Annotated in this window: 19 protein-coding genes and 1 pseudogene; 10 read left to right on the forward strand and 10 right to left on the reverse strand. The window is 62.1% G+C overall.

What is annotated here, in order from left to right:
- Nucleotides 1-79: 79 nt before the first annotated feature.
- Nucleotides 80-571, reverse strand: a complete 492-nt coding sequence (locus tag G3N96_RS16320; RefSeq protein WP_206137827.1) for an NAD(P)H-dependent oxidoreductase — start codon at nucleotides 569-571, stop codon at nucleotides 80-82.
- Between the two features lie 196 nt (nucleotides 572-767).
- On the reverse strand, nucleotides 768-1,421 hold the full coding sequence (locus G3N96_RS16325) for a TetR/AcrR family transcriptional regulator (RefSeq protein ID WP_124578686.1): 654 nt from the start codon (nucleotides 1,419-1,421) through the stop codon (nucleotides 768-770).
- Between the two features lie 83 nt (nucleotides 1,422-1,504).
- On the opposite strand from G3N96_RS16325, the gene G3N96_RS16330 reads away from it, so the two are divergent.
- Nucleotides 1,505-2,629, forward strand: coding sequence for an MBL fold metallo-hydrolase (locus tag G3N96_RS16330; RefSeq protein WP_206137828.1), 1,125 nt, complete (start codon nucleotides 1,505-1,507; stop codon nucleotides 2,627-2,629).
- 351 nt (nucleotides 2,630-2,980) lie between these two features.
- Complete coding sequence (locus G3N96_RS16335) at nucleotides 2,981-3,553, forward strand: AraC family transcriptional regulator (RefSeq protein ID WP_241022670.1); 573 nt, start codon at nucleotides 2,981-2,983, stop codon at nucleotides 3,551-3,553.
- A 1,338-nt stretch (nucleotides 3,554-4,891) separates the two neighbouring features.
- Here G3N96_RS16335 and G3N96_RS16340 read toward each other — a convergent pair.
- Nucleotides 4,892-5,113, reverse strand: coding sequence for a hypothetical protein (locus tag G3N96_RS16340; RefSeq protein WP_206137829.1), 222 nt, complete (start codon nucleotides 5,111-5,113; stop codon nucleotides 4,892-4,894).
- 210 nt (nucleotides 5,114-5,323) lie between these two features.
- Between G3N96_RS16340 and G3N96_RS16345 the strand changes: the two genes are divergently transcribed.
- Together G3N96_RS16345 and G3N96_RS16350 are read left to right on the forward strand one after the other, a co-directional pair.
- A complete protein-coding gene (locus tag G3N96_RS16345) occupies nucleotides 5,324-6,019 on the forward strand; it encodes a ParA family protein (protein WP_011350423.1) in 696 nt (231 codons plus the stop codon).
- Nucleotides 6,012-7,043, forward strand: a complete 1,032-nt coding sequence (locus G3N96_RS16350) for a ParB/RepB/Spo0J family partition protein (RefSeq protein ID WP_124578680.1) — start codon at nucleotides 6,012-6,014, stop codon at nucleotides 7,041-7,043. The genes G3N96_RS16345 and G3N96_RS16350 overlap by 8 nt, the downstream gene beginning before the upstream one ends.
- A gap of 94 nt (nucleotides 7,044-7,137) precedes the next feature.
- On the opposite strand, the gene G3N96_RS16355 is transcribed toward G3N96_RS16350, so the two are convergent.
- Complete coding sequence (locus G3N96_RS16355) at nucleotides 7,138-8,454, reverse strand: replication initiation protein (protein ID WP_039369202.1); 1,317 nt, start codon at nucleotides 8,452-8,454, stop codon at nucleotides 7,138-7,140.
- Nucleotides 8,455-11,059: 2,605 nt separating this feature from the next.
- On the opposite strand from G3N96_RS16355, the gene G3N96_RS16360 reads away from it, so the two are divergent.
- Nucleotides 11,060-11,368 carry a hypothetical protein gene (locus G3N96_RS16360; protein WP_046547226.1) on the forward strand — a complete coding sequence of 103 codons (309 nt, stop codon included), beginning with the start codon at nucleotides 11,060-11,062 and terminating at the stop codon, nucleotides 11,366-11,368.
- Nucleotides 11,369-11,545: 177 nt separating this feature from the next.
- Here the strand turns inward: G3N96_RS16360 and gcvA are convergent, their stop codons facing one another.
- The gene (gcvA, locus tag G3N96_RS16365; RefSeq protein WP_089476471.1) at nucleotides 11,546-12,451 is read right to left on the reverse strand and encodes a transcriptional regulator GcvA; all 906 of its coding nucleotides are present in this window, start codon (nucleotides 12,449-12,451) and stop codon (nucleotides 11,546-11,548) included.
- Between the two features lie 139 nt (nucleotides 12,452-12,590).
- On the opposite strand from gcvA, the gene G3N96_RS16370 reads away from it, so the two are divergent.
- The 4 genes and pseudogenes from G3N96_RS16370 (at nucleotide 12,591) to G3N96_RS16385 (ending at nucleotide 17,506) form a co-directional block, all read left to right on the forward strand.
- Nucleotides 12,591-13,889, forward strand: coding sequence for an adenylosuccinate synthase (locus tag G3N96_RS16370; protein WP_206137830.1), 1,299 nt, complete (start codon nucleotides 12,591-12,593; stop codon nucleotides 13,887-13,889).
- A 299-nt stretch (nucleotides 13,890-14,188) separates the two neighbouring features.
- Complete coding sequence (locus G3N96_RS16375; protein ID WP_206137831.1) at nucleotides 14,189-15,130, forward strand: LysR family transcriptional regulator; 942 nt, start codon at nucleotides 14,189-14,191, stop codon at nucleotides 15,128-15,130.
- Between the two features lie 267 nt (nucleotides 15,131-15,397).
- Nucleotides 15,398-15,712: pseudogene (locus G3N96_RS16380) on the forward strand (sulfonate ABC transporter substrate-binding protein); the annotation flags it as partial.
- 513 nt (nucleotides 15,713-16,225) lie between these two features.
- Nucleotides 16,226-17,506, forward strand: a complete 1,281-nt coding sequence (locus G3N96_RS16385) for a hypothetical protein (RefSeq protein ID WP_206137832.1) — start codon at nucleotides 16,226-16,228, stop codon at nucleotides 17,504-17,506.
- Nucleotides 17,507-17,964: 458 nt separating this feature from the next.
- Here G3N96_RS16385 and G3N96_RS16390 read toward each other — a convergent pair whose 3' ends face one another.
- The 5 genes from G3N96_RS16390 to G3N96_RS16410 all read right to left on the reverse strand — a co-directional run bounded on the left by G3N96_RS16390 (nucleotide 17,965) and on the right by G3N96_RS16410 (nucleotide 22,037).
- Nucleotides 17,965-18,807: a hypothetical protein gene (locus G3N96_RS16390; protein WP_206137833.1), complete on the reverse strand. Its 843-nt coding sequence runs from the start codon at nucleotides 18,805-18,807 to the stop codon at nucleotides 17,965-17,967.
- A gap of 85 nt (nucleotides 18,808-18,892) precedes the next feature.
- Nucleotides 18,893-19,207, reverse strand: a complete 315-nt coding sequence (locus tag G3N96_RS16395; protein ID WP_124578666.1) for a hypothetical protein — start codon at nucleotides 19,205-19,207, stop codon at nucleotides 18,893-18,895.
- 196 nt (nucleotides 19,208-19,403) lie between these two features.
- Complete coding sequence (locus G3N96_RS16400) at nucleotides 19,404-20,117, reverse strand: dienelactone hydrolase family protein (protein ID WP_089430049.1); 714 nt, start codon at nucleotides 20,115-20,117, stop codon at nucleotides 19,404-19,406.
- 322 nt (nucleotides 20,118-20,439) lie between these two features.
- Nucleotides 20,440-20,751 carry a DUF4148 domain-containing protein gene (locus G3N96_RS16405; RefSeq protein ID WP_222153302.1) on the reverse strand — a complete coding sequence of 104 codons (312 nt, stop codon included), beginning with the start codon at nucleotides 20,749-20,751 and terminating at the stop codon, nucleotides 20,440-20,442.
- A 320-nt stretch (nucleotides 20,752-21,071) separates the two neighbouring features.
- On the reverse strand, nucleotides 21,072-22,037 hold the full coding sequence (locus G3N96_RS16410) for a GlxA family transcriptional regulator (RefSeq protein WP_206137834.1): 966 nt from the start codon (nucleotides 22,035-22,037) through the stop codon (nucleotides 21,072-21,074).
- Nucleotides 22,038-22,251: 214 nt separating this feature from the next.
- Between G3N96_RS16410 and G3N96_RS16415 the strand changes: the two genes are divergently transcribed.
- A complete protein-coding gene (locus G3N96_RS16415) occupies nucleotides 22,252-22,893 on the forward strand; it encodes an HD domain-containing protein (RefSeq protein ID WP_206137835.1) in 642 nt (213 codons plus the stop codon).
- The last annotated feature ends 143 nt before the right edge of the window (nucleotides 22,894-23,036 follow it).

Here is a 23,036-nt window from a genome sequence, read left to right on the forward strand (position 1 = left end):
CCGTGCACCACACGATCGTTGCCGCTCGAGGACGCTCGCGTCGTGCGTCGACCGGCCATCGTAGTCGCCGCGCCGGCGATCAAAAGACGCCCAGTGAGAGTCCCGCTGCAAGCCCGGCGCCCAATTCGGCGCAGCGCGCGAGATCGTCGCCGTCGATCGTCTTCGCCGCGAGGATGCGTTCCGGCGTCTGCGCGTGCGTACAGACGATCAGGCCCGGCGCCACATTCTTCAAGCGCCATCCGGTCGCGATCCGGTCGATCTGGCGCAGCGCGTTTTGCCCGTCGCTTCCCGCGCAGATCATCACCGCATACGGGCGGCCGTTCACGCGATCGAGCGCCGCGTAGTAGCAGCGGTCGAAGAAATCCTTCATCAGCCCGGACATTGCCGCGAGATTCTCCGGCGTGGCGAACAGATAGGCGTCGGCGGCCAGTACGTCGTCCGCGCTCGTCGCATCGGCGCGCTGCAGCCTCACGTCGACGCCGGTTTGCTCGCGCGCAGCAACGGCGGCCGCTTCGGCCATCTGTTGCGTGCCTCCGGTCATCGTGTGATAGACGATCAACAGCGTCTTCATTCGTCGTTGCTCACGTTCGGTTCAGGTGCGCTGACGGCATCGCCGATTTCCGCTGAATGGCCAGAGATCCGATGAGGCAATCCCGCGTTCGCTGCCAAGGATCTGCCGGTTGCCGCTTCGTCGGTGCGACGCACGCATCAATCATGCGCGTTGCGCCAGGTTCGATTCGCGCAAGTTCGACCGGATACACACACGGTCAGTCCGTTACGCCGCGCGATGCGTCGGTATGTTCCGGCTGCGCGTAGTACGCGAGAAACATGTCGGCGGCGGATTCAGCGACTTTTTGCTGCGCCGGCTCCGCGAGCGGCGGCTGGCCCATCGTTATCTGCGGCCAGAACGCGAATGCCTTCACGACACCGTGCAGCTGATGCGCGGCAAACACCGGATCGGTGACGGACAGGCGTCCGGCCGCCGCGGCCGTCCGCACCCAGACCGTCATGTCTTCCTCGCGTTCGCCGAGGCGCTCGACCATGTCACGCGCACGTTCCGGCGAATGGATGGCCGCACCGATCGCGACGCGTGCGAGCGACAGAAATGCCTCGTCGCTGAGCAGACGCATTTTGCGATCCAGCAATGCGAGCAATTGCTCGCGCAGCGGCACATCGGCACGGTAGGTTGGCGAACTGCCCGTCCGGGTCGCGTCCCACAATTTTTGCAGGATGGCGGCGAACAACGTTTCCTTCCCCGGGAAGTGGTTATAGACCGTGCGCTTCGACACGTCCGCACGCGCGGCGATGCGGTCCATGCTGGTCGCGTCGTAACCCGACGCGAGAAATTCCTCGATGGCCGCATCGACGATGGCCGCGCGCTTTCGATCGGTCAGGCGCTGAGGGGGAGTGCTGGTATCCATCCAGAAATTTTACACCGGGTAGTTTACTTATCCCAGAAATAAACTACACTGTTTAGTGTACTTTATCTTCCGGACGAACCGACATGGCATCGCCTCTCGTTTTGATTCATCGCATTCTGGGTTTTGCGGCCGCCCGGCGCGGCCGCGCGCTGTCCGGCGGCTCGCCGCAGCACGATGGCGAGCGCTTCAGCAATGTCGCCCCTCGCCCGGTCGAGGGATTGGGCAAAGCGCTCGGGATCGCCTGGAACATGTTGTTCAACAAGCCGCGCAATACCGTGCCCGCCGGGCTGCTACCCGTCGATTCGTTGACGCGCGCCGCGCTCGACGCGGCGCCCGATCGCAGCCTGTACCGTCTTGGCCATTCGACGCTGCTGCTCAAGCTGCGCGGCGAATTCTGGCTGACCGATCCCGTGTTTGCCGAGCGCGCGTCTCCGTTTCGGCGCGTCGGCCCGAAGCGTTTCCATGCGCCGCCGATCGCGCTTGAAGATCTCCCGCCGCTGCGCGGCGTGATCTTGTCGCACGATCACTACGATCATCTCGACCGCGACACGGTGCTCGCGCTTGCGGCCACCACCGGTGTGTTCGTGACGACGCTGGGGGTCGGCGACCGCCTGATCGAATGGGGCATCGACGCGAAGAAAGTCCGCCAGCTCGACTGGTGGCAAAGCGTCGACGTGGCCGGCCTGACGTTGACCGCGACACCTGCCCAGCACTTTTCCGGGCGCAGCCTGTTCGACGGCAACAGTACGTTGTGGGCGTCCTGGGTCATCGTCGACGACGACTTGCGCGTGTTCTTCAGCGGTGACACCGGCTACTTCGACGGCTTCCGGACGATCGGCGAGCGCCTCGGGCCGTTCGATGTCACGCTGATCGAAACAGGCGCATACGACGCGCAATGGCCGTATGTGCACATGCAGCCGGAAGAGACCGTACAGGCGCACATCGATTTGCGCGGACGCTGGCTGGTCCCGATTCACAACGGCACGTTCGATCTCGCGATGCATCGCTGGCAGGAACCGTTCGAGCGTGTCACGGCACTGGCGATCGTGCGAGGCGTCGATCTGTCGACGCCCAGGATGGGGGAGCGCCTCGCACTCGACGAACCGCATCGCGGCGAGCGGTGGTGGCGCACGGTCGACGAGCGCGTGACGTCCGTTGCCACGAAATCGCGCCGCTGGACGCTTTGCGCGTCGCAGGCCACGAAGTAAAAACCGCCGATCGTTGTACATTTTTCCCCGGAGCGCGGCGCGGCAAGGCCGCGGCTCCGGCAGGCGCGTTGCCGGCGTACCCGCACGTCGACGGGCTGTCTGTAGATCCGATTACCTGATTAGAGAAGTCATGCATCCGGCGCCCGTCCGATACGCTCCCGGCCACCCCGTCGACAACGCCACCATCGCCGCATTCAACCCAGTTGCCCCCCGATCGACGAGCCATAGCCGGGAGAGCGACCTGCGGCAGATGCTCGCAGAGCGTGTCGCGAGATGGACGGAATACTTCGATCACCTCACCACGCCATTCCGAACCTGAGCTTCCATCGACGGGAGACGACAACGCAACCGATGGACTGCATGGTCGAGCCGAGCTTCGGTCTCGTCGTCCAGGGCACGAAGCGGCTCATTCAGAGCGGCGATCTGTATCTCTGCGACGCCAACCGCTTTCTGATCACGTCCCTCGACTTGCCGGGTTCGACACAGGTCATCGAAGCCAGCCGCGAAAGGCCATTTCTCGGAATCGGGCTCAAGCTTGATTTTCTCGTCATGGCTGAATTGATGGCGCAGGTCGCAGCGGATCACGAGGAAGCCCCGGCAGGCCGCGGCCTCGTCGTCGGCGATATGAACGAACCGCTCTACGACGCGGTGAATCGCTTGCTGGCGTTGCTGGATAATCCGAACGCCATCGCAGTTCTCGCACTGTACGTCGAGCGGGAAATCTATTACCGGTTGTTGACCAGCGACCAGGGTGCCCGCCTGCGTCAGATTGCGCCCGCCGCAGTCAGGGCAACCGCGTGTCGCGCGCGATCCAGTGGTTGCGGACCCATTACGACGAGTCGCTTCGGATCGACGATCTGGCGGCGCAGGTATCCGCGGAATGCTTGGGTCGCCCCTTCACGCGTGAAGGGGCGACCTACTTGAGCCAGACGAGCTCAGCGAGATACGCGCTTGTTGCTATCTCCCGGTTGATTGCTCGGCAGCCCACCGCGAATTCAAATTAAGTATCGAACGGTGCGTGGGCACCTCGCGGCGTCGGACCTGTATCCGAGATCGCATGAGTTCATCGGCTAGAGGCAAGTCATCTCATATCGAGCTCATGAATTGATGAGGACTATGCCGTCTCCGCAACCAAGTCGTCTTAGCACCCTCCGGACGCTCGTCCACAAACGCTGCAGTGCTGGGAGTCTCGCGCCACGCTGCGAACCATCGATTTGCGGGGTGAGAGAGTGCGTTGTCACGTGACAACTCGCAGATAAATCCGCGTAGGCGCCTAAGAAAGCGCTCGATGCCTTGTCCAGATGCATCCGATTCGCCTCAGTTCGATTTATCTCGGCATCAATTCGACCGAAGACGTTTTAAATACAACATTTTACGTATCATTAACTACATATTGACCCACATTCACGCCGGCTCTGGCTCGAACAATGCGAAATGACCATACGCCCCTATTTACGAGGCTGATCTTGCCGATTTGGCGTGAAACAACATGAAGAATATAGCGCAACCCATTGCCAGATAAGGATTTCCGCGATCACCGAATTTCTCGGAAATGTTTCACGATCCGGTCCGTTTGAGTTGTTAGGTGGCCATCAACACTGCGGTTCGCCGCAAATCGGAGCCTCGTTTGCATAGCTGCCGAGCAGAAGCTCTCGACTGTACTGGTTATGTAACTCATGGGTACGCGCGGCAGCCCGCACCCTCCCCTTCCGGACAACGCACGCGCAATAGTGGTCTGACCGCCTCAGAAAATAGGGCCATATCAATGGCGTCAATTGCACTCACTCGTGGGCGCGACCTAGCAAGCTGACCAGCGCCCTCTTCTGGTACGCGATTGCAGATAGTCAGCGATGTAGCTCGTGCCTGCAGACCAACTCGTGACTAAGGCTTTTCGACATAGGCGACCCCGACACGCGGCGCAACCCGCCGCTTCGACACGCAACCTCCCCGATACAACACTTCAGTTGTCACGTGACAACGCCCCAGCCAGTTCACCCTGGAAACTGCAAGTCTCGACGAGATCGCGATGCGAATCTCTTCTTTGGCGATCCATGCGCTCATGCTCTATGAAGTCCAATCACAACTCGTCCTGGGGAGCAATTCGGCACCGACGCGACCTGCCGCACCGCACCGCACCGCACCGCACCGCACCGCACCGCACCGCACCGCACCGCACCGCACCGCACCGATTGCCACGTGACAACTTATCGAGCCAGAAGCGGCCATGCCAAAACCAAAAGCCAGATCTCGAGCGTCGAATGATCACGCCATAGGTTTAAGTGCAACCGAAGGAGAGATTTCCTGGCAACGGACTACGTCGAGAAGGAGCAAACCCCCGTTATTTGTCACGTGACAACCTAGTTTCCTTGCGACGCCCATCAACTGACTAGCGGAAACCGTAGTGATTTTTACCGCGAACACCGCGACGTCAAGCGCCCGGCCTTCATCTCCATTGCCAACGCAGCCATCGATATTGAGATCCATCGATTTTTCTCGATCTACGTGCGTACCTTTCGATCTCGGTCGTCAATTTTATTTTTATTCGACCATCAATCACGACTGACTCATTAGCCATTCGGCCCACTTGTCACGTGACAAACACATCGCCCCTTAAGGCATACATCGCATCGAAGGCTTTTCTGGACATTCTGGCAATAACTGCATATATTACGCAAAACTCCGTGGAGGAATTTAATGGCTTTCAAGATCGCCGTCAGTAATCAAAAAGGTGGGACTGGAAAGACAACCATCTCCGTCAATATCGCCGCTGCATTCGAAGCCGGCGGCAACAAGGTCGCGCTGATCGATGCCGACCCTCAAGGCACGTCCGTCCGGTGGGTGACGAGTGGCGAGAACACGCTGCCGATGACGGTTCTCTCTCTGGCCCCTGCCGGTCGCGGCATCGGCGGCGAGATCAAGAAACAGGACGCGAACTTCGACGTGATCGTGGTCGACTGTCCTGGCAACCTCGAAGACCCGCGAATCGCCTCCGTACTCGAAGTCGCCGACTTTTGCCTCGTGCCGCTGTCACCATCGCCAGCCGATCTCTACAGCACGGTTGCCATGATCCGCATGATCGAGTCGATGCGGTCCGTCCGTAACCCGAATCTTTCTTCCGCATTAATGCTGAATAGTGTTAATGGAAAAACTAAAATGCGTGAAGAAATTTTAAAAATTCTAAGAGCTGAAGAAATAGGGGAGCATCTGCTCGACAGCCAGATCGCGCAGCGCGAGGTCTACCGTCAGACGTTTGCACTCGGCACCACGATCCATCACCACAATCGCTATCTGAAGGGCCTGAAAGAAGCCCGTGCGGAAATCGAAAAGCTGGTCACGGAAATGGCCCAATACATCGCGTCGACGCGCGCTACCGGAGCCGCCCATGGCTAAGGACACATCAAAAGACAAGAAGCCGACCGGCAACCTGCATCTCGCAGCTGGCCTGTTGCGCGGACTCGCGCAGGAGAATGCGGCACTCGAAACGCGGCTGCCCGAACCGGCGGCTGCACCGAACGTCGGCGGCGAAACAGCGCCCGCCGGCGCGCCGGCCGCAGCCACACCGGCCAGCGCACCTGATCTTGGCGCGCCTCAGAAGGTATTGGTCAAGGATTGCATTCCGAACCCGTTCAACCCGCGCGTGTTCTACTCGGAGTCGAGCCTGCACGAGCTCGCCCTGACGCTGAAACGGGAAGGGCAGATCGAGCCGATCAAGGTTACGCGGCTCCCGGAGTTTCCCGGCAAGCTCGTGGTGATCGACGGGCAACGCCGGCTCCGCGCGACGAGCATCAACGGCGATGAAACCATCAACGCCACGTTCCGCACGGATCACACGCCTGAGCAGCTCTACACGATCGCGTATCGCGCGAACCACGACCACGAACGCCAGACGATCTTCGACGATGCGGTCGCGTGGAAGCGTCTCCTCGACGAGAAAGTCTTTTCCGACCAGAACACGCTGGCGGAAAAGATCGGCAAGGACAAGGCATCGATCAGCAAGACGCTGTCGCTCAACGCACTCCCGAACACACTCCTGGAACGGATGGCGAGCGCGAACGACGTGGTCGGCCTGCAGGCGGCGTACTTCCTGAAGCTGATCTTCGAACGCCTGGGCGAGCCGACTGCCGACCGGCTGTTGACGGCCGTGATCGACCGGAAAAAGTCGGTTCGTGATCTGGAGAATTTCCTGCGCGCACAAAGCGACGGCAGCAAGAAAGCGGGACGTACGCGTTACAGCGTTCGCCATGACTTCGCGCTCGAATCGCGAGCGATCGGCCAGTTGAAAACCTATCCGGACGGACGTCTGGATCTGCAGCTCAAGGGCGTCGACGCATCGCATCAGGAAGCGCTCGCCGACAAGCTCAAGACCGTCATCGATGCGTACGTTGCCGAACTGGCAACGGCCACGCAACAGTAACGCGCGAAAAGCAGAAGGCCCCGCATCCGCGTTGCACCGCGAAGCCGGACGACGACGTCCGGCGCGCGACATACATCCGTCTGCGAGGCCTGGTTCAGTTGCCGGCGAGACTGCTTTTCAGCAGGAATTCCAGCAAGTCGTCCGAGGTCGGTTCGCCCCACGTATCCAGCGCGAGCCATCGGAAGAAGCTGGTCTGCGCGAGCTTGCTCGCCTTCTTCTTCGGCGACAGCGTCAGGTCCTTCGAGCCTGCCACCGTCTCGTTGTAACGCTCGATCAGCTTGGTCTGGTCGTCGATCTCCAGCTCGCGGAAATACGCGCCGGCTTCCTCGACCTTCGCCGCCAGATATTTGTCGCGAATCTGTTCCTGCTTGCTCTGCGCGGATTCCTTCGCCGGAGCCGCCGCTTCCGTTCCCTGCCCATCGGACAGCGTGTAGCCGTGCGTCAGCGCCTTGCGGAAATACGCGGCCACATTGTCGACCGGGGCCGCATTCTTCTTCGTAGTCCGATTGAGCGTATAGGCAATTGCCGCCTTGATGCGCTGCACGCCATATTGCGTGATCAGCCGGCGCGCTTCCGAGCGCGGGATGCCGAACTTGGCGACCTCTTCGACCAGCGCTTCGTTCTTGACGTCGCCATCCTCCACCGTATCGGTGCTCTGCTTGCGCGTCACCTTGAACTGAACCGCCTCCACGCTCCGGCCGGACTTGTGTTCGATCAACTCGAGCGTGTGATCCGAAACTTCGTTCACCTCCTGAATGCACGGCACCAGGACCTTGCTCTTGAACAGCTTGTATTCCTTGTACGACTGCGACGCCTTGTCCTGGCCGAGAATGAGGTCACGAAATTTCGGCAGCGGGATCTTCGCGGTGATGCCGATCCCCTCGTAGCGCACCGTGTTTTCCCATAACGCGAGCGAGTGCGACCGCCGGAACTCGCGGGCGATCCGCATATCGATCAGTGCGTAGATCTCGGGGTTGAGCAACTCGCTGCGAATCTGGTCGGAGAAGCTGTACTTCAGCACCGATTGCTCGAGCTCCGCGCCGGCAAGCAGGCCCGACGCCTTCCAGACGGTCGACCGATCCGCAGCCAGATAGTCCCAGTTGACGACGGTACTGATCAGCGAGTTGACCGTGTCCTTCACGTACTTCGTATTGTTGCTGTTCAACCCGCTCTCGTGCGAAAGCGACGCAAGCGAGATCGAGAAGCTCGTCCGGCCTGGCTCGAACGCCTCCTGTCGAAGCGCGTTCTTGATCAGCGAACTGAACATCTTGCGCTGCTGCAGACCGATCTTTCCGGACTTGGGCGCGATATGAATCGCCTGGACCGCCTTGCGCAGCAAGTCGGGAGGCTCGGGTGTCTGAAACAGTGAAACCTGTTTGTCTGAGCCTTTGCTTGCGGGCTTGCGCGGCATCGTAATGTCCGGATAAGGTGACCTTGTTGAGAGCGGACTTTATACCTTTTCGCGCCGCGGAGCAACGTCCTTGTTCCCGCTTTACTTGCACTATCTCCGCTAACCCGCAGATATAAAAGGAAAATTTACAATCATGAGATCACTGCGGAACCCCATATCCAGCTACCTTTCGACAAAAATGCTTCCCACAAGCCGCTACCTTTCATGTCGGGACGTGGAAACCCGGCACGAGATTTGCCCTTGGCAAGGTAACCATCCATGGGGAGCAAATGCAGAGAATCGGGATCGTTGGGCAAATTCGTGGTGCCCTGCAGCACAGACCGACTTTCTTCCCATAACCTGCTACCTTCGCCGATTCCCACAGGAGGGTACCTTACGACAGGTTCCGGCCGCGTTGGCTGCGCTGATTTCAGCCCGGAAGGCAACCATCGCTCCCATAAACGGCAACCCATTGTTTTCCCCATAAAAGGTTACCTTTTGGTCCCATCGATCCTGTCTATGGGAGACCACCACAGGAAATCCTGGAGAAAGGCAATCGAGCTGCCTCAAACGTCACCCATAACTGGCTACCTTTGAGGTGCCCCATAACCGGCTACCCAAGAAAAATCACTGTGCGACCCGGCGTTCACTGATCCCCAAAGACGCCCCATAAAAGGCTACCCACCGGCATCCCCATAGACGACTACCCAACGCGTTTCCGGGCCGATTTCCCATAACCGGGTACGCTTGCCCCATATCCACAACCCCGATTCCCCACAACGCGGTACCCGAATCCCCAAATCCACAGACCTTAACTCCCAAGCCCTTACACCTGTGCTCCCATAAATGGGTACCGAACACCCCTCAAACCCTTGTCAGATAAGGCTGTGAGCCGTCTAAAAGTAATTAAAGAAGTAAACGTGGTTTACAAAAGATGTAAACACACGTGCGCTTCCACAGAAAGACGAACCCCATAAACCGCTACCAATGGGAGCCGTCTATGGTGTCCCTGGCATCTCAAACCTTCGATTCACACCTGGAAACAATGACTTGGCGCCCTGTTCTACACAGTCTTCAGGCCCGACAAGGCTCCCGCAAGAGGTGAGTACACACTCACATGAGCCTGAAACGTAGAAACCTATGGGAGAAAAACGGCAAGAAAGCCCCGTTACCGGGCACAGGTTCCCATTTATGGGATCAAAAAAGCGGCTCCGTGACCTCCAGGGCGCCCGTTGTCGACCCGCAAAGCAGATCTACGATCCGAAAACACGAATCTCTCTGGTTTCGTTCACAGCAGTTTGAAATCATCCGGGACGATAGCCGAAGGGTTTTTTGCACTCATGCTTCGCTGTCCATGGACAAGTTTTTCCGTTCGTGCGCGCGCGTCTCTCGTCAAATTTAGCCTGTGGACTGTGTGCCGAGGAAATAGGTGTCGTTCGCTTGGCCGCCTCGGGAGTCTTCCAACTTTCTACCTTTGGCGCCATCAACCCAATTTCGATGCTGTGCGCCACGCTCACAGGGAGAGGCTCTCGAACGGCTTCCCGCAGATGAACGGGGTGGGTCGCGCTGTCGGCACGCACCGCCGGCTCCTGGGTCGATCTACGGCACGTCGCGAACCAACGTGAAGATGCGGGCGACCACGCAGCTCACCACAATCGAATTCGAGCAACGATCCCGAACATGCTCACCTTTCGACCGTTTCGAATCCTGTAAAAGCTCACCAACCAGAGGAGGCCCCAGGGAATCGGCATGCTGTGCAGGCACGGACACCCGCCCGGATGCCGGACAGCCCAAGCCGCGGACTGAAAAGCCTGTGACTCGCACACGTTGCGCGATGCGTTCCTGAGGAGAATCGGACGACTCACAAGCGTGGCCGCGACATCGCAACCCAGCGTGCCACGGGCGCCAGACGAGCGCGGCGACATCGGTGCGGCACCGTCGGCGCAGCCGTGAAGTGAATCCAGCCGATGTCTTCACCGCACGCAATGTGTTCACACCATTCGTCATACGGACCACAGGACCACGCGGTGACGCGTTGTACCGGCTCAGGTAACGCTCGGCATCACAGGGCGGCGATTGGTTGCCGGATCGGATGCTGCGCGCCGTGGTGATGCAATCGTGCATGCGTTGATCGCTGCAAAACCGAATCGTGGTCGTTTATGGGAGGAACCGCCGCTTGAGCCGTGTCGACTGGCCACGCGGCACACAGTTCGACTGCTGATGCCGCGATCGCGAATGGTCTGATCACAGTCACATCAGGCATGGGCACGCCGACAACACCACTTGTGAAACAGTCCCGGGTAACTCACTTCGCACTGTGCCGCGCGTACGTCGCCGATCCTCCGCGCTGAATCGCGGGTACACCGACTGCTTCCTGTCGCCGCCGCAGCGCGGTCGGCACACACATCGATACGAGCGACACAGTTCGTCCTGTCCGTGACCGTCGACCGGCATCCACGTTTTCTCCCATACGTGTATCCCCAATTCCATTCCCACGTTGGCGCCACATTTTTCGCTGCGCGGTTATGATGCACAGGTCCCGAACGCGGCATGACAACCGATCGGGGCTGGGGCGGTATCTCGATGGTCTTTCAATCCGTGATAAACCAGAAAAGAGAGTTCAGCGATGCAAATCCAGATCAGAAAACTCACGCTGGCTGCTACCGCAGCCGCGTTCCTGTTCGGCTCGGCAGTTCCTGCGTTTGCGCAGACCGACGCCAGCGCACCCGCGGCACAGGACGCGAAAGCGGCGAAGAGCCAGGCACGCAAGGCGGCCCGGGCCCAACGCAAGGCAGAGCACAAGGCAGCGCGTGCGAAGAACAACGCCGAGCTGAAGAAACTCGAAGACGCCGGTTACAAGCCCGCGGCCAATGATCCGAACTATCCGCAAAACCTGCAGAACGCGGAGAAGAAAGCCGCCGGCGCTAGCCAGTAAGCGCCGTTCGGCGGCAAGCCACGGTTCGATCCGCGGCTTGCCGCGTGCGTCGCGGCTCCGCGGCGCACATCGAATACAGCATTCCCGGCATCGAGAAGGCAAACGCGATCCAGGCGCTTGCGTTATTTGTTTCGCATTCCTGTCTGTCGTGGCGCGTGCGAACCGCACATCACGCAGTCAGTTCCGCACGCCCGGCGCGGCCGTATTTCCCGCCACCTTCAACCAATCCTTGAATGCTCGCACCGCTTCGTCGTTCGCGCGTGCCGAGGCCACGTACGTGAAATAGCGCCACGGAGGCAGTGCCGGTTCGCTGAACGGCTGCACCAGCCGACCTTCTGCGATGTCGTCCGCGACGAGCGCGATCGGTCCCATCGCGACGCCGAGCCCGTCGAGCGCGCCTTGCAGCGTCAGGTAGAAATGCTCGAGCGTGAGCGAGTGGCGTGGCACGAGATTCGGCTGTCCGGCTGCCGCGAGCCATTCAGGCCACATGCCGGGATAGGTGGCAGCGTGCAGCAGCGTGAAGCCGGCCAGATCGGCAGGCGTATGCAACGGCCGGCCCTCCAGCAGCTTCGGCGCACACACCGGCAGCCGGACTTCGGACAGGAATTCCTCGGCAACGTAACCGTCGATGGCCTGCGGGCCGCCGCGAACGATCAGATCGACCTTGTCGCGCAGTTTGTCGATCGGCTCGTTCGACGTCGACAGCCGCACCTCGATGGCCGGATGCGCGACCTGGAACGACGACAGCTTCGGCACCAGCCAGCGCAACGAAAACGTCGCGGGTGCGCTAACGCGCAACACGCGCTGCTGCGCGTGGCCGAAATGCTGTGCGGTGGCGAGCGCGATTCGGTCGAACGACGCGCCGACCTCGGCGAGATACGCGCGGCCCGAGTCGGTCAGCTCGACCCGCCGGTTATGGCGTTCGAACAGCGGCCGCCCGAGCCAGGCTTCCAGCTGTTGCACGTGCCGGCTGATCGCGCCGTGGGTCACGCATAGTTCGTCCGCGGCCAGCGTGAAGCTGCCGAGGCGCGCGGCGGCTTCGAACGCACGCAGCGAATTCAGCGGGGGGAGTCGTCGGGCCATTGCATCGTTCGTGTGATATTTACTCACACGATGGTTCAGGTTTAATCGTTTGATCGGGTGCTCAAGCTTCGCCAATATGGCACACAAACGGCCGGCTCGGCCGAACGATTGTCTGAATTTCTCACATGGAGTGCGGAGCATGCCGAACGTGGTGGTCGTGGGCGCCCAATGGGGCGACGAAGGTAAGGGGCGCGTCGTGGACTGGCTGGCGGCAAAGGCCGATCTCGTTGCACGCTGCAACGGCGGCCACAACGCGGGTCATACGCTGGTCGTGGGCGGCAAGACGTACAAGCTTGCGCTGCTGCCAAGCGGTGTCGTGCGCGGCAAGCGCGGCGTGATCGGCAACGGCGTCGCGCTCGATCCGGAAGCGCTGCTCGCGGAAATCGGGCGGATGGCCGAGCTTGGGCTGTCGGTGACGCCGGACAACCTGTCGATCGCCGAGAACGCGACGCTGGTGCTGCCGATCCACCGCGCGATCGACCAGGCTCAGGAGCGTCTGCGCCGTGAGCCGATCGGCACCACGCTGCGCGGGATCGGACCGGCCTACGAGGACAAGGTCGGGCGTCGCGGGCTGCGCGTCGGCGATCTCGCGGAACCGGGCCAGCTCGCCGCCAAACTGGATGTGCTCGTCGACCATCACAACGCGTGGTTCCGCGGCCTGGGGCTCGACGAGTATTCCCGCGATGCGATGCTGGCGACGCTGGTCGACCTTGCGCCGCGGATCCTGCCGTTCGTGCGCCCCGTCTGGGCCGATCTCAACGACGCGACCGACCGCGGCGAGCGCATCCTGTTCGAAGGGTCTCAAGCCGTGATGCTGGATATCGACTGGGGCACGTACCCGTTCGTGACGTCGTCCGGCACCGTTGCCTCGGCGGCGGCGGCCGGGACAGGGCTCGGTGCGTCGAAGCTCGGCCACGTGCTGGGCGTCGCGAAGGCGTATGCGACGCGGGTCGGCGGCGGCCCGTTCCTCACCGAGCTGTCCGACGCGACCGGCGAAACACTGCGTGCGCGGGGGAAGGAGTTCGGCGTGAATACCGGCCGGCCGCGCCGCTGCGGATGGCTCGATGCCGCGCAATTGCGTCAGGCCGTCAGGATCTCCGGCATCGATTCGCTGGCGCTCACCAAGCTCGACGTGCTCGACGGTTTCGAGTCGATCGAGCTGTGCGTCGGCTACGAACTCGATGGCGTGCGAGTCGATCATCTGCCCACGAGCCTCGATGCACAGTCGCGCGCCAAGCCGGTGTACGAGCGGTTCGACGGCTGGCGCGGCACCGTGAAGGGGGTACGTGAACGTGCGGCGCTGCCGCGCGCCGCGCAGGATTTCATTGCGCGCGTCGAAGCGGTCGCCGGCGCACCGGTATCGATGATCACGACCGGCGCGGAACGCGACGACACGATCGTGTTGCGCAATCCGTTCGATGCGGTCGCCGGGGCCTGATACGTCGCACATGCCGTGAATCGCTCGGCGGCATCGGGGGTGCCGGGTAGTTTTTTGCCGATCCGATGCCGGTCGTGTGCCGGTGCGACGGGCGCGTATGCGTGCGGTCCATACCCCGTGCGCACGGCGACTCGGTGACACGATTCGGCGTCCGGATCACGCCGCATACGGCGAACTGGACACGTCTGCACGGCTGCTGTACTGTTCCGCACAATTCGCGCCAGACCGGCCTGCGCCGGCGCTGCCGGCACCATGGCCGCGCGGTGGCGCGACGTGATCTCAATCCCGGGGACAGGTCGATGGACACGTTACAGATGATGCGCATTTTCGTCCGGGTGGCGGAAGAGGGCAGCTTCACGAGCGCAGCCCAGCGCCTGGACATCACGACGGCTTACGCATCGCGGTCGGTCGCGCAGCTCGAAACGCACCTGCGCACGCGCCTGCTCAACCGCAGCACGCGCCGCATCGCGCTGACCGACGCCGGGCAGCGCTATCTCGACCGCTGCCAGCGCATCCTCGGTTATATCGACGAAGCGGAAGCCGAGGCGGCCGACGCACAGGCGAAGCCGTCGGGACGGCTGCACGTTCACGCGACGACGAGTTTTGGCCAGTCCTACGTGGTGCCCGCAGTCGTGCGCTACCGTGAGCGCTATCCGTCGGTTGCGGTCGAACTGACGTTGTCGCAGCATGTGCCAGACATCATCGACGAAGGCTACGACGTATCGCTGCAGTTGAGCACGACCGAGTTGCCCGATTCCGGGCTCGTGTCGCAGCGGCTCGGCGACGTGGGCAGCGTGCTGTGCGCGTCACCCGCATACCTGAAGGCGCGCGGCACGCCGCACACGGTGAGCGACCTCGACGGGCATGCGTGCCTGCAGATCGTCACGCCGCTCTTTCCGCGCGACCGTTGGCATCTCGATGGCCCCAACGGACGAGAAACGTTCGAACTGCCATTGCCGGATTTCCAGGTGAACATCGCCGATGCACTCGGCGCCGCGCTGCGTGCCGGACTCGGCATCGGTTCGCTGCCGATGTCGGCCGCGCTGCCCGGGCTCGCGAGCGGCGCGCTGGTGCGCGTGCTGCCCGACTACCGGTTGCAGAAGCTGACGGTCTATACGCTGTACGCATCGCGTCAGTATCTCGACGCGAAGATCCGCACGTTCGTCGATTTCCTGCGCGAATGCGTGCCGGAGTTGCTGGCTGCCGACGAAGCTGCGTTGGCCGCTTCCTGCAAGTCCTGAAGTCGAACCTTTGGCATGTGAGCCCAAGGCAGCGTATCAAACGATAAAATAATGGGTAGTCCTCTGTTTTGCGTGGATATCGGCTGCATGCCCACCACCGACCCGGGCAATGACGCCCGGATGACCGGCGTGCCCTTATGAGAGCGCTTGCTTTCGTTCTCGGACATCGTTGGTTCGGTGTGTGGCGCCAACCCCCTAGAATCGGTTCGACCGGCTTCATCGCATGCGTGCGCGAAGCTGCATCCTCTTCATCGAACCCGATACGACATGGCAGACCAACACTCCACCACCCGCCGCCGGCTCCTGCATGCCGGCCTGGCGATCGCGGCGGGTGCCGCCGCGCATCCGGGCTTCGCGCTGGCGAGCACCGCCGGCGCGCGTACGTTGCGCATCGGCTATCGGAAAGGACCGCTCAGCCTGTTGAAGGCACGCGGTACGCTGCAGAGCAAGCTTGCGACTCTCGGCGTGACCGTCACGTGGACCGAGTTTCCGTCGGGGCCGCCGCAGCTCGAGGCACTGAACGCGGGATCGATCGACTTCGGCGACGTCGGTGAGGCACCGCCGATCTTCGCGCTCGCGGCCATCATTTTCGCTGCCAGCAGCATGCCCTTGTGCGCGAGCGGTGTCTTGCCTTGCGCAATCCACTGCCATGAGTGCGGCGGCGTGCCGAACGCGATCCGGATAACGCCGCGAGCTGTCGTCGGAAATGGCCACTCGTCTTGGACTTCAAAAACGAGAGTCGTCGCCGCTGCCGCATTGCAGCGGATGACGCCCGCCAAATTCGCCCGTCATGCAAGGGAATCCGCCTCGCCTGATCATTCAACCAGGCCGTAAATCTCCAGTTCCAAGCGCGACTCATTCCGGTTCGGGGTCGGTTCCACCGACCCCACTGGGTGCATTTGAACTCCATTACAATCAACCAGGCTGCGCCAACCGAAATGCACGTAGGGCGGGGTTTCGAATCATTTCCTCCGAGGATTCTATCGAGGGGCAGTCGGAAAATTGCGCACCGACGTGAATCAAATCACCCGCTTCTCGCGACGAAAAACCAACGCGGAGCCCGCGGCACCCATGGCTCGATGCCAGATCACACCTATGAGCACACCAGACAACCGCGAGCCGCATCGTCGCCACCTCGTCGCCCTGGCGATCGACGACAACAGGCAAGCCTGGTACGAGATGGTCATCCCGTTCATCGTGTCGCTGCGCGCGACCGACTACCGGGGCCGTATCGGCGTCATCGGCTACGGCCTGTCCGCGGACAAACAGCAACGGCTGCTGGACAACGGTATCGAGGTCTACACCGGGGTCGGGGCGGGCGCGTTGCCCTACGACCGCTACATCTCGGCGGCCGCCGTCTTCGACACGAGCCCCGAGCTGCGCACGCTCGCACTCTACGATGCCGACATCTGGTTTCCCGGGCCGCACTTCGACATCTTCGATGTCGTCCCCGACGACGATCACCTGCATGTCGCGCCTGACGCACACTTCTGCGAATTCGTGACGAGCCCGATCGTCGGCGAGCGGACGGAGGCGTTGAAGCGCCAATGCATTCAGGACGTACTCGACCGGCTGAAGCATCCGCTGCAGGCGGGGCTCGTCGTGGGCGGCCGCGTGGCCTGGGCGCGGTTCGCGCAGCACGTTCACGAACAGGCGGGAAAGATCGGCCAGGACTTTGCCGCGATCTACGGGCTCGATACGACGTTCCTGCATTTGTGGGCCGGGCTCGGTCACGTTCGGCTCGTGGGTTGCGAGCAGAACTTCGTCACGAAGTGGGGGCTTCACGAGCGTCACGATCTCGATACGGGGCAGGTCGTGCTCGAGCATCGCGGCGCGCGCATTCGCGGCCTGCACATGACGGGAGACATCCGTTACCTGAACCGCTGGCGCTATCTGAGCCGCGATGCGCAGCGCGCGATGGAACTCGGGCAGGTGTTTGCGCTGGCGCTCGAAGCCGACGCCCGCGAACAACCGGCCGCACTCGATGCGCCGCACGTCGAGCGTTTCGCCGCGATCGGGCTGGCGCTCGTCGCCGCGCACGAGGACGTGCTGCCGAACCTGCCGCGTCTCGCCGCAGGCGTCTCGTTCCGGAATCCGCAAGGCTGCTCACTCAATGCGTGGGCGCCCCACCGGGTCGAGTTCGCGGTGACGTGCGAGCGGGCGGAAATCGACGTCAGCCTGTCGCATCTGACCGGACAGCCGTCGGCCATGTGCGCCTGGATCGAACACAACGGCGAAGTGCAGCCGCTGGCACTGCCTCACAGTTTCAAGTTCGACGTGAAGCAGAACGATCGGGTGGCGCTGAGTGCGCGCTCGCTGCCCGGGCAGGCGTGTCATGCCGCATGGGATATCGTGATGCGGGAGGCGGACGCATGATGTCGCAACGAAGGGCATGGCACATCCGGTGACGGGGCGGCTGGGATGACGCGATGAAGATGCCAAACCCGCCCTGTCGTACGAGTTCCGGATCGACAGCATGCCGTGCCCGATAAACTTTGAGTCTACTCGTCGGGTGGAGACCAGATGGCGTTTGTGTCCACGTGGGAGGCCGCGGGTGGAAACGCAACGATTCCGCTTTCGGACTGCGTCTCGTTGAACTCGCATCCGTCTCTCTATGATGCGGACAGTTTCATGATTCACTACATGGGCTGTCCCGATCGCTTCCGGCCAGTCATGATGCGATCGGATGCGTCGGATATCGACCGTCGTAATCGTGGTTGAGGTGCGCGACGCTCTGCCTGCCCACGCTTCCCGAGGTTCTGGCACCGCGGGAGTGGCGGGCTCGTTGCACACCGGTATCCGACGCGCTTGAATGGCGCGCCGGTTCGCGTGCGTCAGACGGCGAAAATCCGGCGCTGGTAGTCGAGGATCAGTTGATCGACGTCGTGGCTGGAGCGTCGCGGCTGGCTTTTCGGCTCGAGCCAGAGCCATCGCATCATCCGGTAACGCGCCTCGACGCACATCAGCCACGCGTCCCAGTCCGACCAGTGGCGAAGCAACGGGATGTTGCGAATGTCGCGCAACCCGTCGCGAATCTCGTACACGTGGAAATGCTCGCCGGCGCGCTGGCACAACGCATCGAACGCCCGTGCGGCTTGCTCCGGGTCGGAAAGCAGGAAATCGTGAATTTCGATGATGACGTGGCTGCCAGAGAGCTGTTCCAGCAGCGCATCGTCGAACAGCTCGAACTCCGCGCCCTCGATATCGCACAGGATGACCCGCTCGGCCGGCGTGCCGCCGTGCTCCGCCAGGGTCGCCGGCAGGTTGCGATCGGCCTGGCCGTAGACGGCGACCCGGTCCGCCAGCCCCATTTCCGCTGCCCGATGCTGGATGGCCTGGCGGCGCTGTTCGTCCATCTCGAAACACAGGCTGCGCGCGAAGACGTTGTTTCTGACCAGGCCGATGCCGAAAATCCCGTCGGCCGCGCCCAGGTCGACCAGCACCTTTTCGGGAGATCCGAGTGCCTCGAGAATCGCGCAAATGGCGATCTCGTAGGTGCCGAGCAGGTAGCCGCCCACCGCAACCTCCGCCCATTGACTGACACCGACGGGATACCCGCGAAGGATGCCGTATTGGACAACCGAGCCAGTCTGCTCACGCAGCAACTGCGACAGATAGTGCAGGCGAAGATTCGCGGCTTGAATCGAGCTTTGGTTGAAGTACTGTGCGTGGTCCATTTTTCTCGTTCTCTCGGGATGAGAAGGCGCGTCGGAAAATGCGGCGATGGGGCGCTTGGGCGAATGCGCGGCGTATTGATTAGGATCACATCATAGCGTGCTTGTGAGGTGGGAGTATGAATATGGCAAGCGCAATTTTCATCGTGGCCGCCCGTTCAGCGGTCTTGTAGTCGAGCGTCTGCAAGGGTGCATTGCGATACCGGAAGAGTGCGCTTCGTGTGTCTCCAGAGAGATCGATCGCGGCCTGGATGACCCGGGGCACGTCTCGACGATACTTTTGCGTGCTTTCAGCACCCGCCACGCGGCTCGCGGCTTTGCGATTGACATGAGCCGGTCGTGCAGGCGTTTGCATGTCGGTATCCGGCGCAGCCGTGAAGCGTTGCTCGGAGAGGGCGGGCATCACGATGCTGCCGGCCGCTGCGGCACCTGCGTCGGCAACGGCGACGACCGGGTAAGCAAGACCAAGGGCAGGGGCAAGCCATGACCCCTGGTCGCGGAAGTTGCCCGACGCGAAAACGAAAACGCCACGGATGAAAATCCGTGGCGTTTCTTTTTCCGCAGTCTACGTAGCCGCTCGCGTCGGAAGCGGCGTTACGTTACCCCTGCTTTTCCCAAAGCGTGCGGCCGAAGAACGTCAGCGTGCGATCCCAAGCCATTTGCGACCACACCGGATCGAACTGCGTGCCGGCGATGCGGCCGGGGCCGACAGCCGTTTCGTTCGCGAATGCGTGATGCGCGAGATAGCGATGGAATTCGACATTGACCTTCGCATCGGTCAGCTTCTTCTCGAGCGCATCGACCTGGTCGATCGCAAAGAACGCATCCTGCGTGCCCCAGTGGCCCATCAGCGGCACCTTGAGCTTCGCCGGATCGAGGTAGTCGAGCGGCGGGAGGCCGTACCACGTGACGCCCGCGTCCGCATCGGCGAACTGCAGCGACAGCAGCGTGAGTGCGCCGCCCATGCAGTAACCCGTCACCGCGACACGCGAGGCAAGCGTCTTCAGATGCGTCACGGCGCCCGGAATGTCCTGCGAAGCCGCATCGCCGAAATCGAGCCCGGTCATCAGGTGGTGTGCTTCCTCTTCCTCGACCGTCGATTTGCCGCGATACAGGTCGGGCACGAGCGCGAAGTAGCCGCAGCGCGCGAGGCGATCCGCGACGCCGCGGATCTGGTCGTTCAGCCCCCACCATTCCTGGATGACGACGACCGCGGGCGCGCCTTCGGTCTTCGCCGGCGTGGCGAGATAGCCCTGCAGTTCCTGGCCGTCCGGGCGTCGAAACGTGATCATGGAACCGGATGTTTGAGACATGAAACCGCTCCTTTTCGAAAAATGCGATGAGTGCGGCATCGGGGCCGGCCTGCGGGCGCGGCGACGATCGGGCAAGCCGGGCGTCGTGGTTCCGCTCGCGTTCGTTTCGGCCGGCACCGACCACGCGGCCATTCTATGCGCAAACACCGGCTGCCGTCGTGAACGGAGCCGCGCGGCACGCGACTCGCAAGATCGCATCGATCGAGGCGCGCAATCCGTTCCGGGCGAGGACGACCGGAAAACAAACACCCCGCCCCGACGAACGGGAGCGGGGTGTTTCGTTTGCTGCGCGCGTATCGGAATACGCAGTCGCGTGTCCGGCTTACTGGCCGAAATACACGGAGTCGCGGCCATCCTGCTTGACTGCGATCGCGCGGCCGGCGCGTACGCCAGCGGAGGCTTGCGCGCCGTAGCCGGTTTCATCGGCGTTCGTCACGCGGGCCTGGGCGGTCTGCAGCGCGCGCGGGTAATACTGATCGGAGACTTCGGGCTTGTAGCCGGCCTGTTCGAGCTGGACGAGTTCCGCGCGCACCTGGGCACGCGTCAGTTGGCCCGACGGATTCGATTGTGCAAATGCGCCGTACGAGGCGGACAGGGCGGTTGCGGCGACGACAGCGTAGATGAACGACTTCATGATGACCTCCGGTTTCATTGATTTCGCGCTTCGCTTGTTGCGTTCAGCGGTTGATTGCATCGTAGCGATCGCGTTACCGGTCGGAAATACGCGTTCCAGCGAATAATTATTGCAACTGGGTAAACGATCCGGGGCGGCGCGCATTTCATCCGATGATTGCGACGCCGTCCGGCGCTTGACAGGGACTGCGGACGGAGCCATGAGTGGGGCGATGCCGTCGATCGGTCGGGGCCAAAAAGACGATCGGTTAAATCGCATTCCAAAGTATTTGAGCGAGGCTGCTTATATCGTTCGTGCCGCATTTGTGGCACACGGCCGCGTCACTCGACCAGGACTGCCTGCCGTTTCCGATATTCGGCGGGGGTGATGCCGACGTGCCGGGTGAACGACCGCCTGAGCGTATCGACATTCGCGAACCCGCATTTCGCGGCGACCTGTTTCGGCGTGTCGTGACCGTTCTCGAGCAAGTGGCGGGCGGCCGAAATGCGGGTCGCCTCGACCCATGCGGCCGGCGTCATGCCGACTTCCGCGCGGAACAGGCGTGCGAAGTGGCGCGGGCTCATGCCTGCATGCTTCGCCATCTCCGTCACTGAATGCTCGAGTTCCGGATTCGCCGCGATCCAGCGCTGGACCTCCTGCAGTACCGAACGTCCGGCAGGGCGCGCCTCGCCCTTGCGGCTGAACTGGAGTTGTCCGCCCGGGCGCTTGAAGAACATGACCAGTTGAGCGGCGACGCGCCGCGCGATCTCGCGGCCGAGATCTTCCTCGACCAGCGCGAGCGCGAGATCGAGCCCGGCCGTGACGCCGGCGCCGGTGCGCAGCTTGCCGTCGCGCACGTACAGCGCGTCCGCGTCGACGGCGAGCGATGGATAGGCTTCGGCAAGCGCATCGGCCGCCGCCCAGTGCGTGGTCAGGTGACGGCCTTTCAGCAGGCCGGTGGCCGCGAGGATGAACGCACCGGTGCAGATCGAGCCGTAGCGCTTGCTCTGTACGGCCGCCGCTCGCAGCCACGCGAGGACGTCGGTGCGCAGTGCTATCCGGCCGGCGCTCGGCGCGCCGGCGACCAGCAGCGTGTCGATGCGCTCAGGAATGTCGGGAACGATCCAGTCGGGCAGTAACTGCGCACCGGACGAACTGCGGATCGGACCGGACTCGCTGGCGATGATCCGCAACGTATAGAACGGCTTCCCGCATTCGGCGTTCGCTTGCGCGAAGACGTCGAGCGGTGCGGAGACATCGAGCAGTTGAACGCCCGGAACGGCGAAAATTCCTACAACCTTCGGCATGATCGATTGCGTGGTGTGTCGAACGTGACGGGTAGCAGTATAGAGGCGCCGGTGGCGCACGATGCTTGCAGACGGGCCTGTTTCCGGGGTTCTTCCTGCTGCACGGGCGCCGTGTCCGTCCGTCGCGCAAAATGTCAGGATTTGACGTAACACGTCTATTGGAGACAGCTATCGGACGCCGGAGAATCGAGGGTGTTTTCAATGGAGGTCGATCATGACTGAGAACGTTGCAGGCATCACCATTCCCGATAGCCAATTGACGCGCGAGATCACCGAGCTCGTTCGCGATACCGCGTCTCCGTTGCTGTTCCATCATTCCAGCCGCGTGTTCTATTTCGCGGCGCTTGCGGGCCAGCGGCGCGGGCTGACATACGATCCCGAGCTGCTCTACTGCGGCTGCATGTTCCACGACATGGGGCTCACGCACAAACACAGCAGCGCGTGCGAGCGTTTCGAGGTGGACGGCGCCAACGCCGCACGCGATTTCCTGAAGGGCAAGGGCATTTCGCAGCAGGATATCGACGTCGTGTGGACCTCGATCGCGCTGCATACCACGCCGGGCATCCCGCAGCACATGCATCCGGTGATCGCGCTCGTTACCGCAGGCGTCGAGATGGATGTGCTGGGCCTGACGTATCCGGAATACAGCGATGTGGAGCGCGAGGCCGTCGTTCGTGCGCATCCGCGTACGCCGCACTTCAAGGAAGACATCATTCAGGCGTTCTACGACGGGATCAAGCACAAGCCTGATACGACGTTCGGCAACGTGAAGGCCGATGTGCTCGCAGACAAGGATCCGCATTTCCACGCAGGCAATTTCTGCAGCGTGATCCGGTCGTCCGCATGGGCCGGCTGATCGCTCGCGGCATGGCGCACGATCCCGGATATTGAGCGGAGGTCGTGCGCGAAAAGTGAATCGTGGCTCCTGGATGACTAAGTCGTGCGACTGTATATACGGCAATCGCACGATCGAACCCGGGCACACGTGAACGCCGCATC

The organism is Burkholderia sp. Se-20373 (genome assembly GCF_017104705.1).
Lineage (GTDB): Bacteria > Pseudomonadota > Gammaproteobacteria > Burkholderiales > Burkholderiaceae > Burkholderia.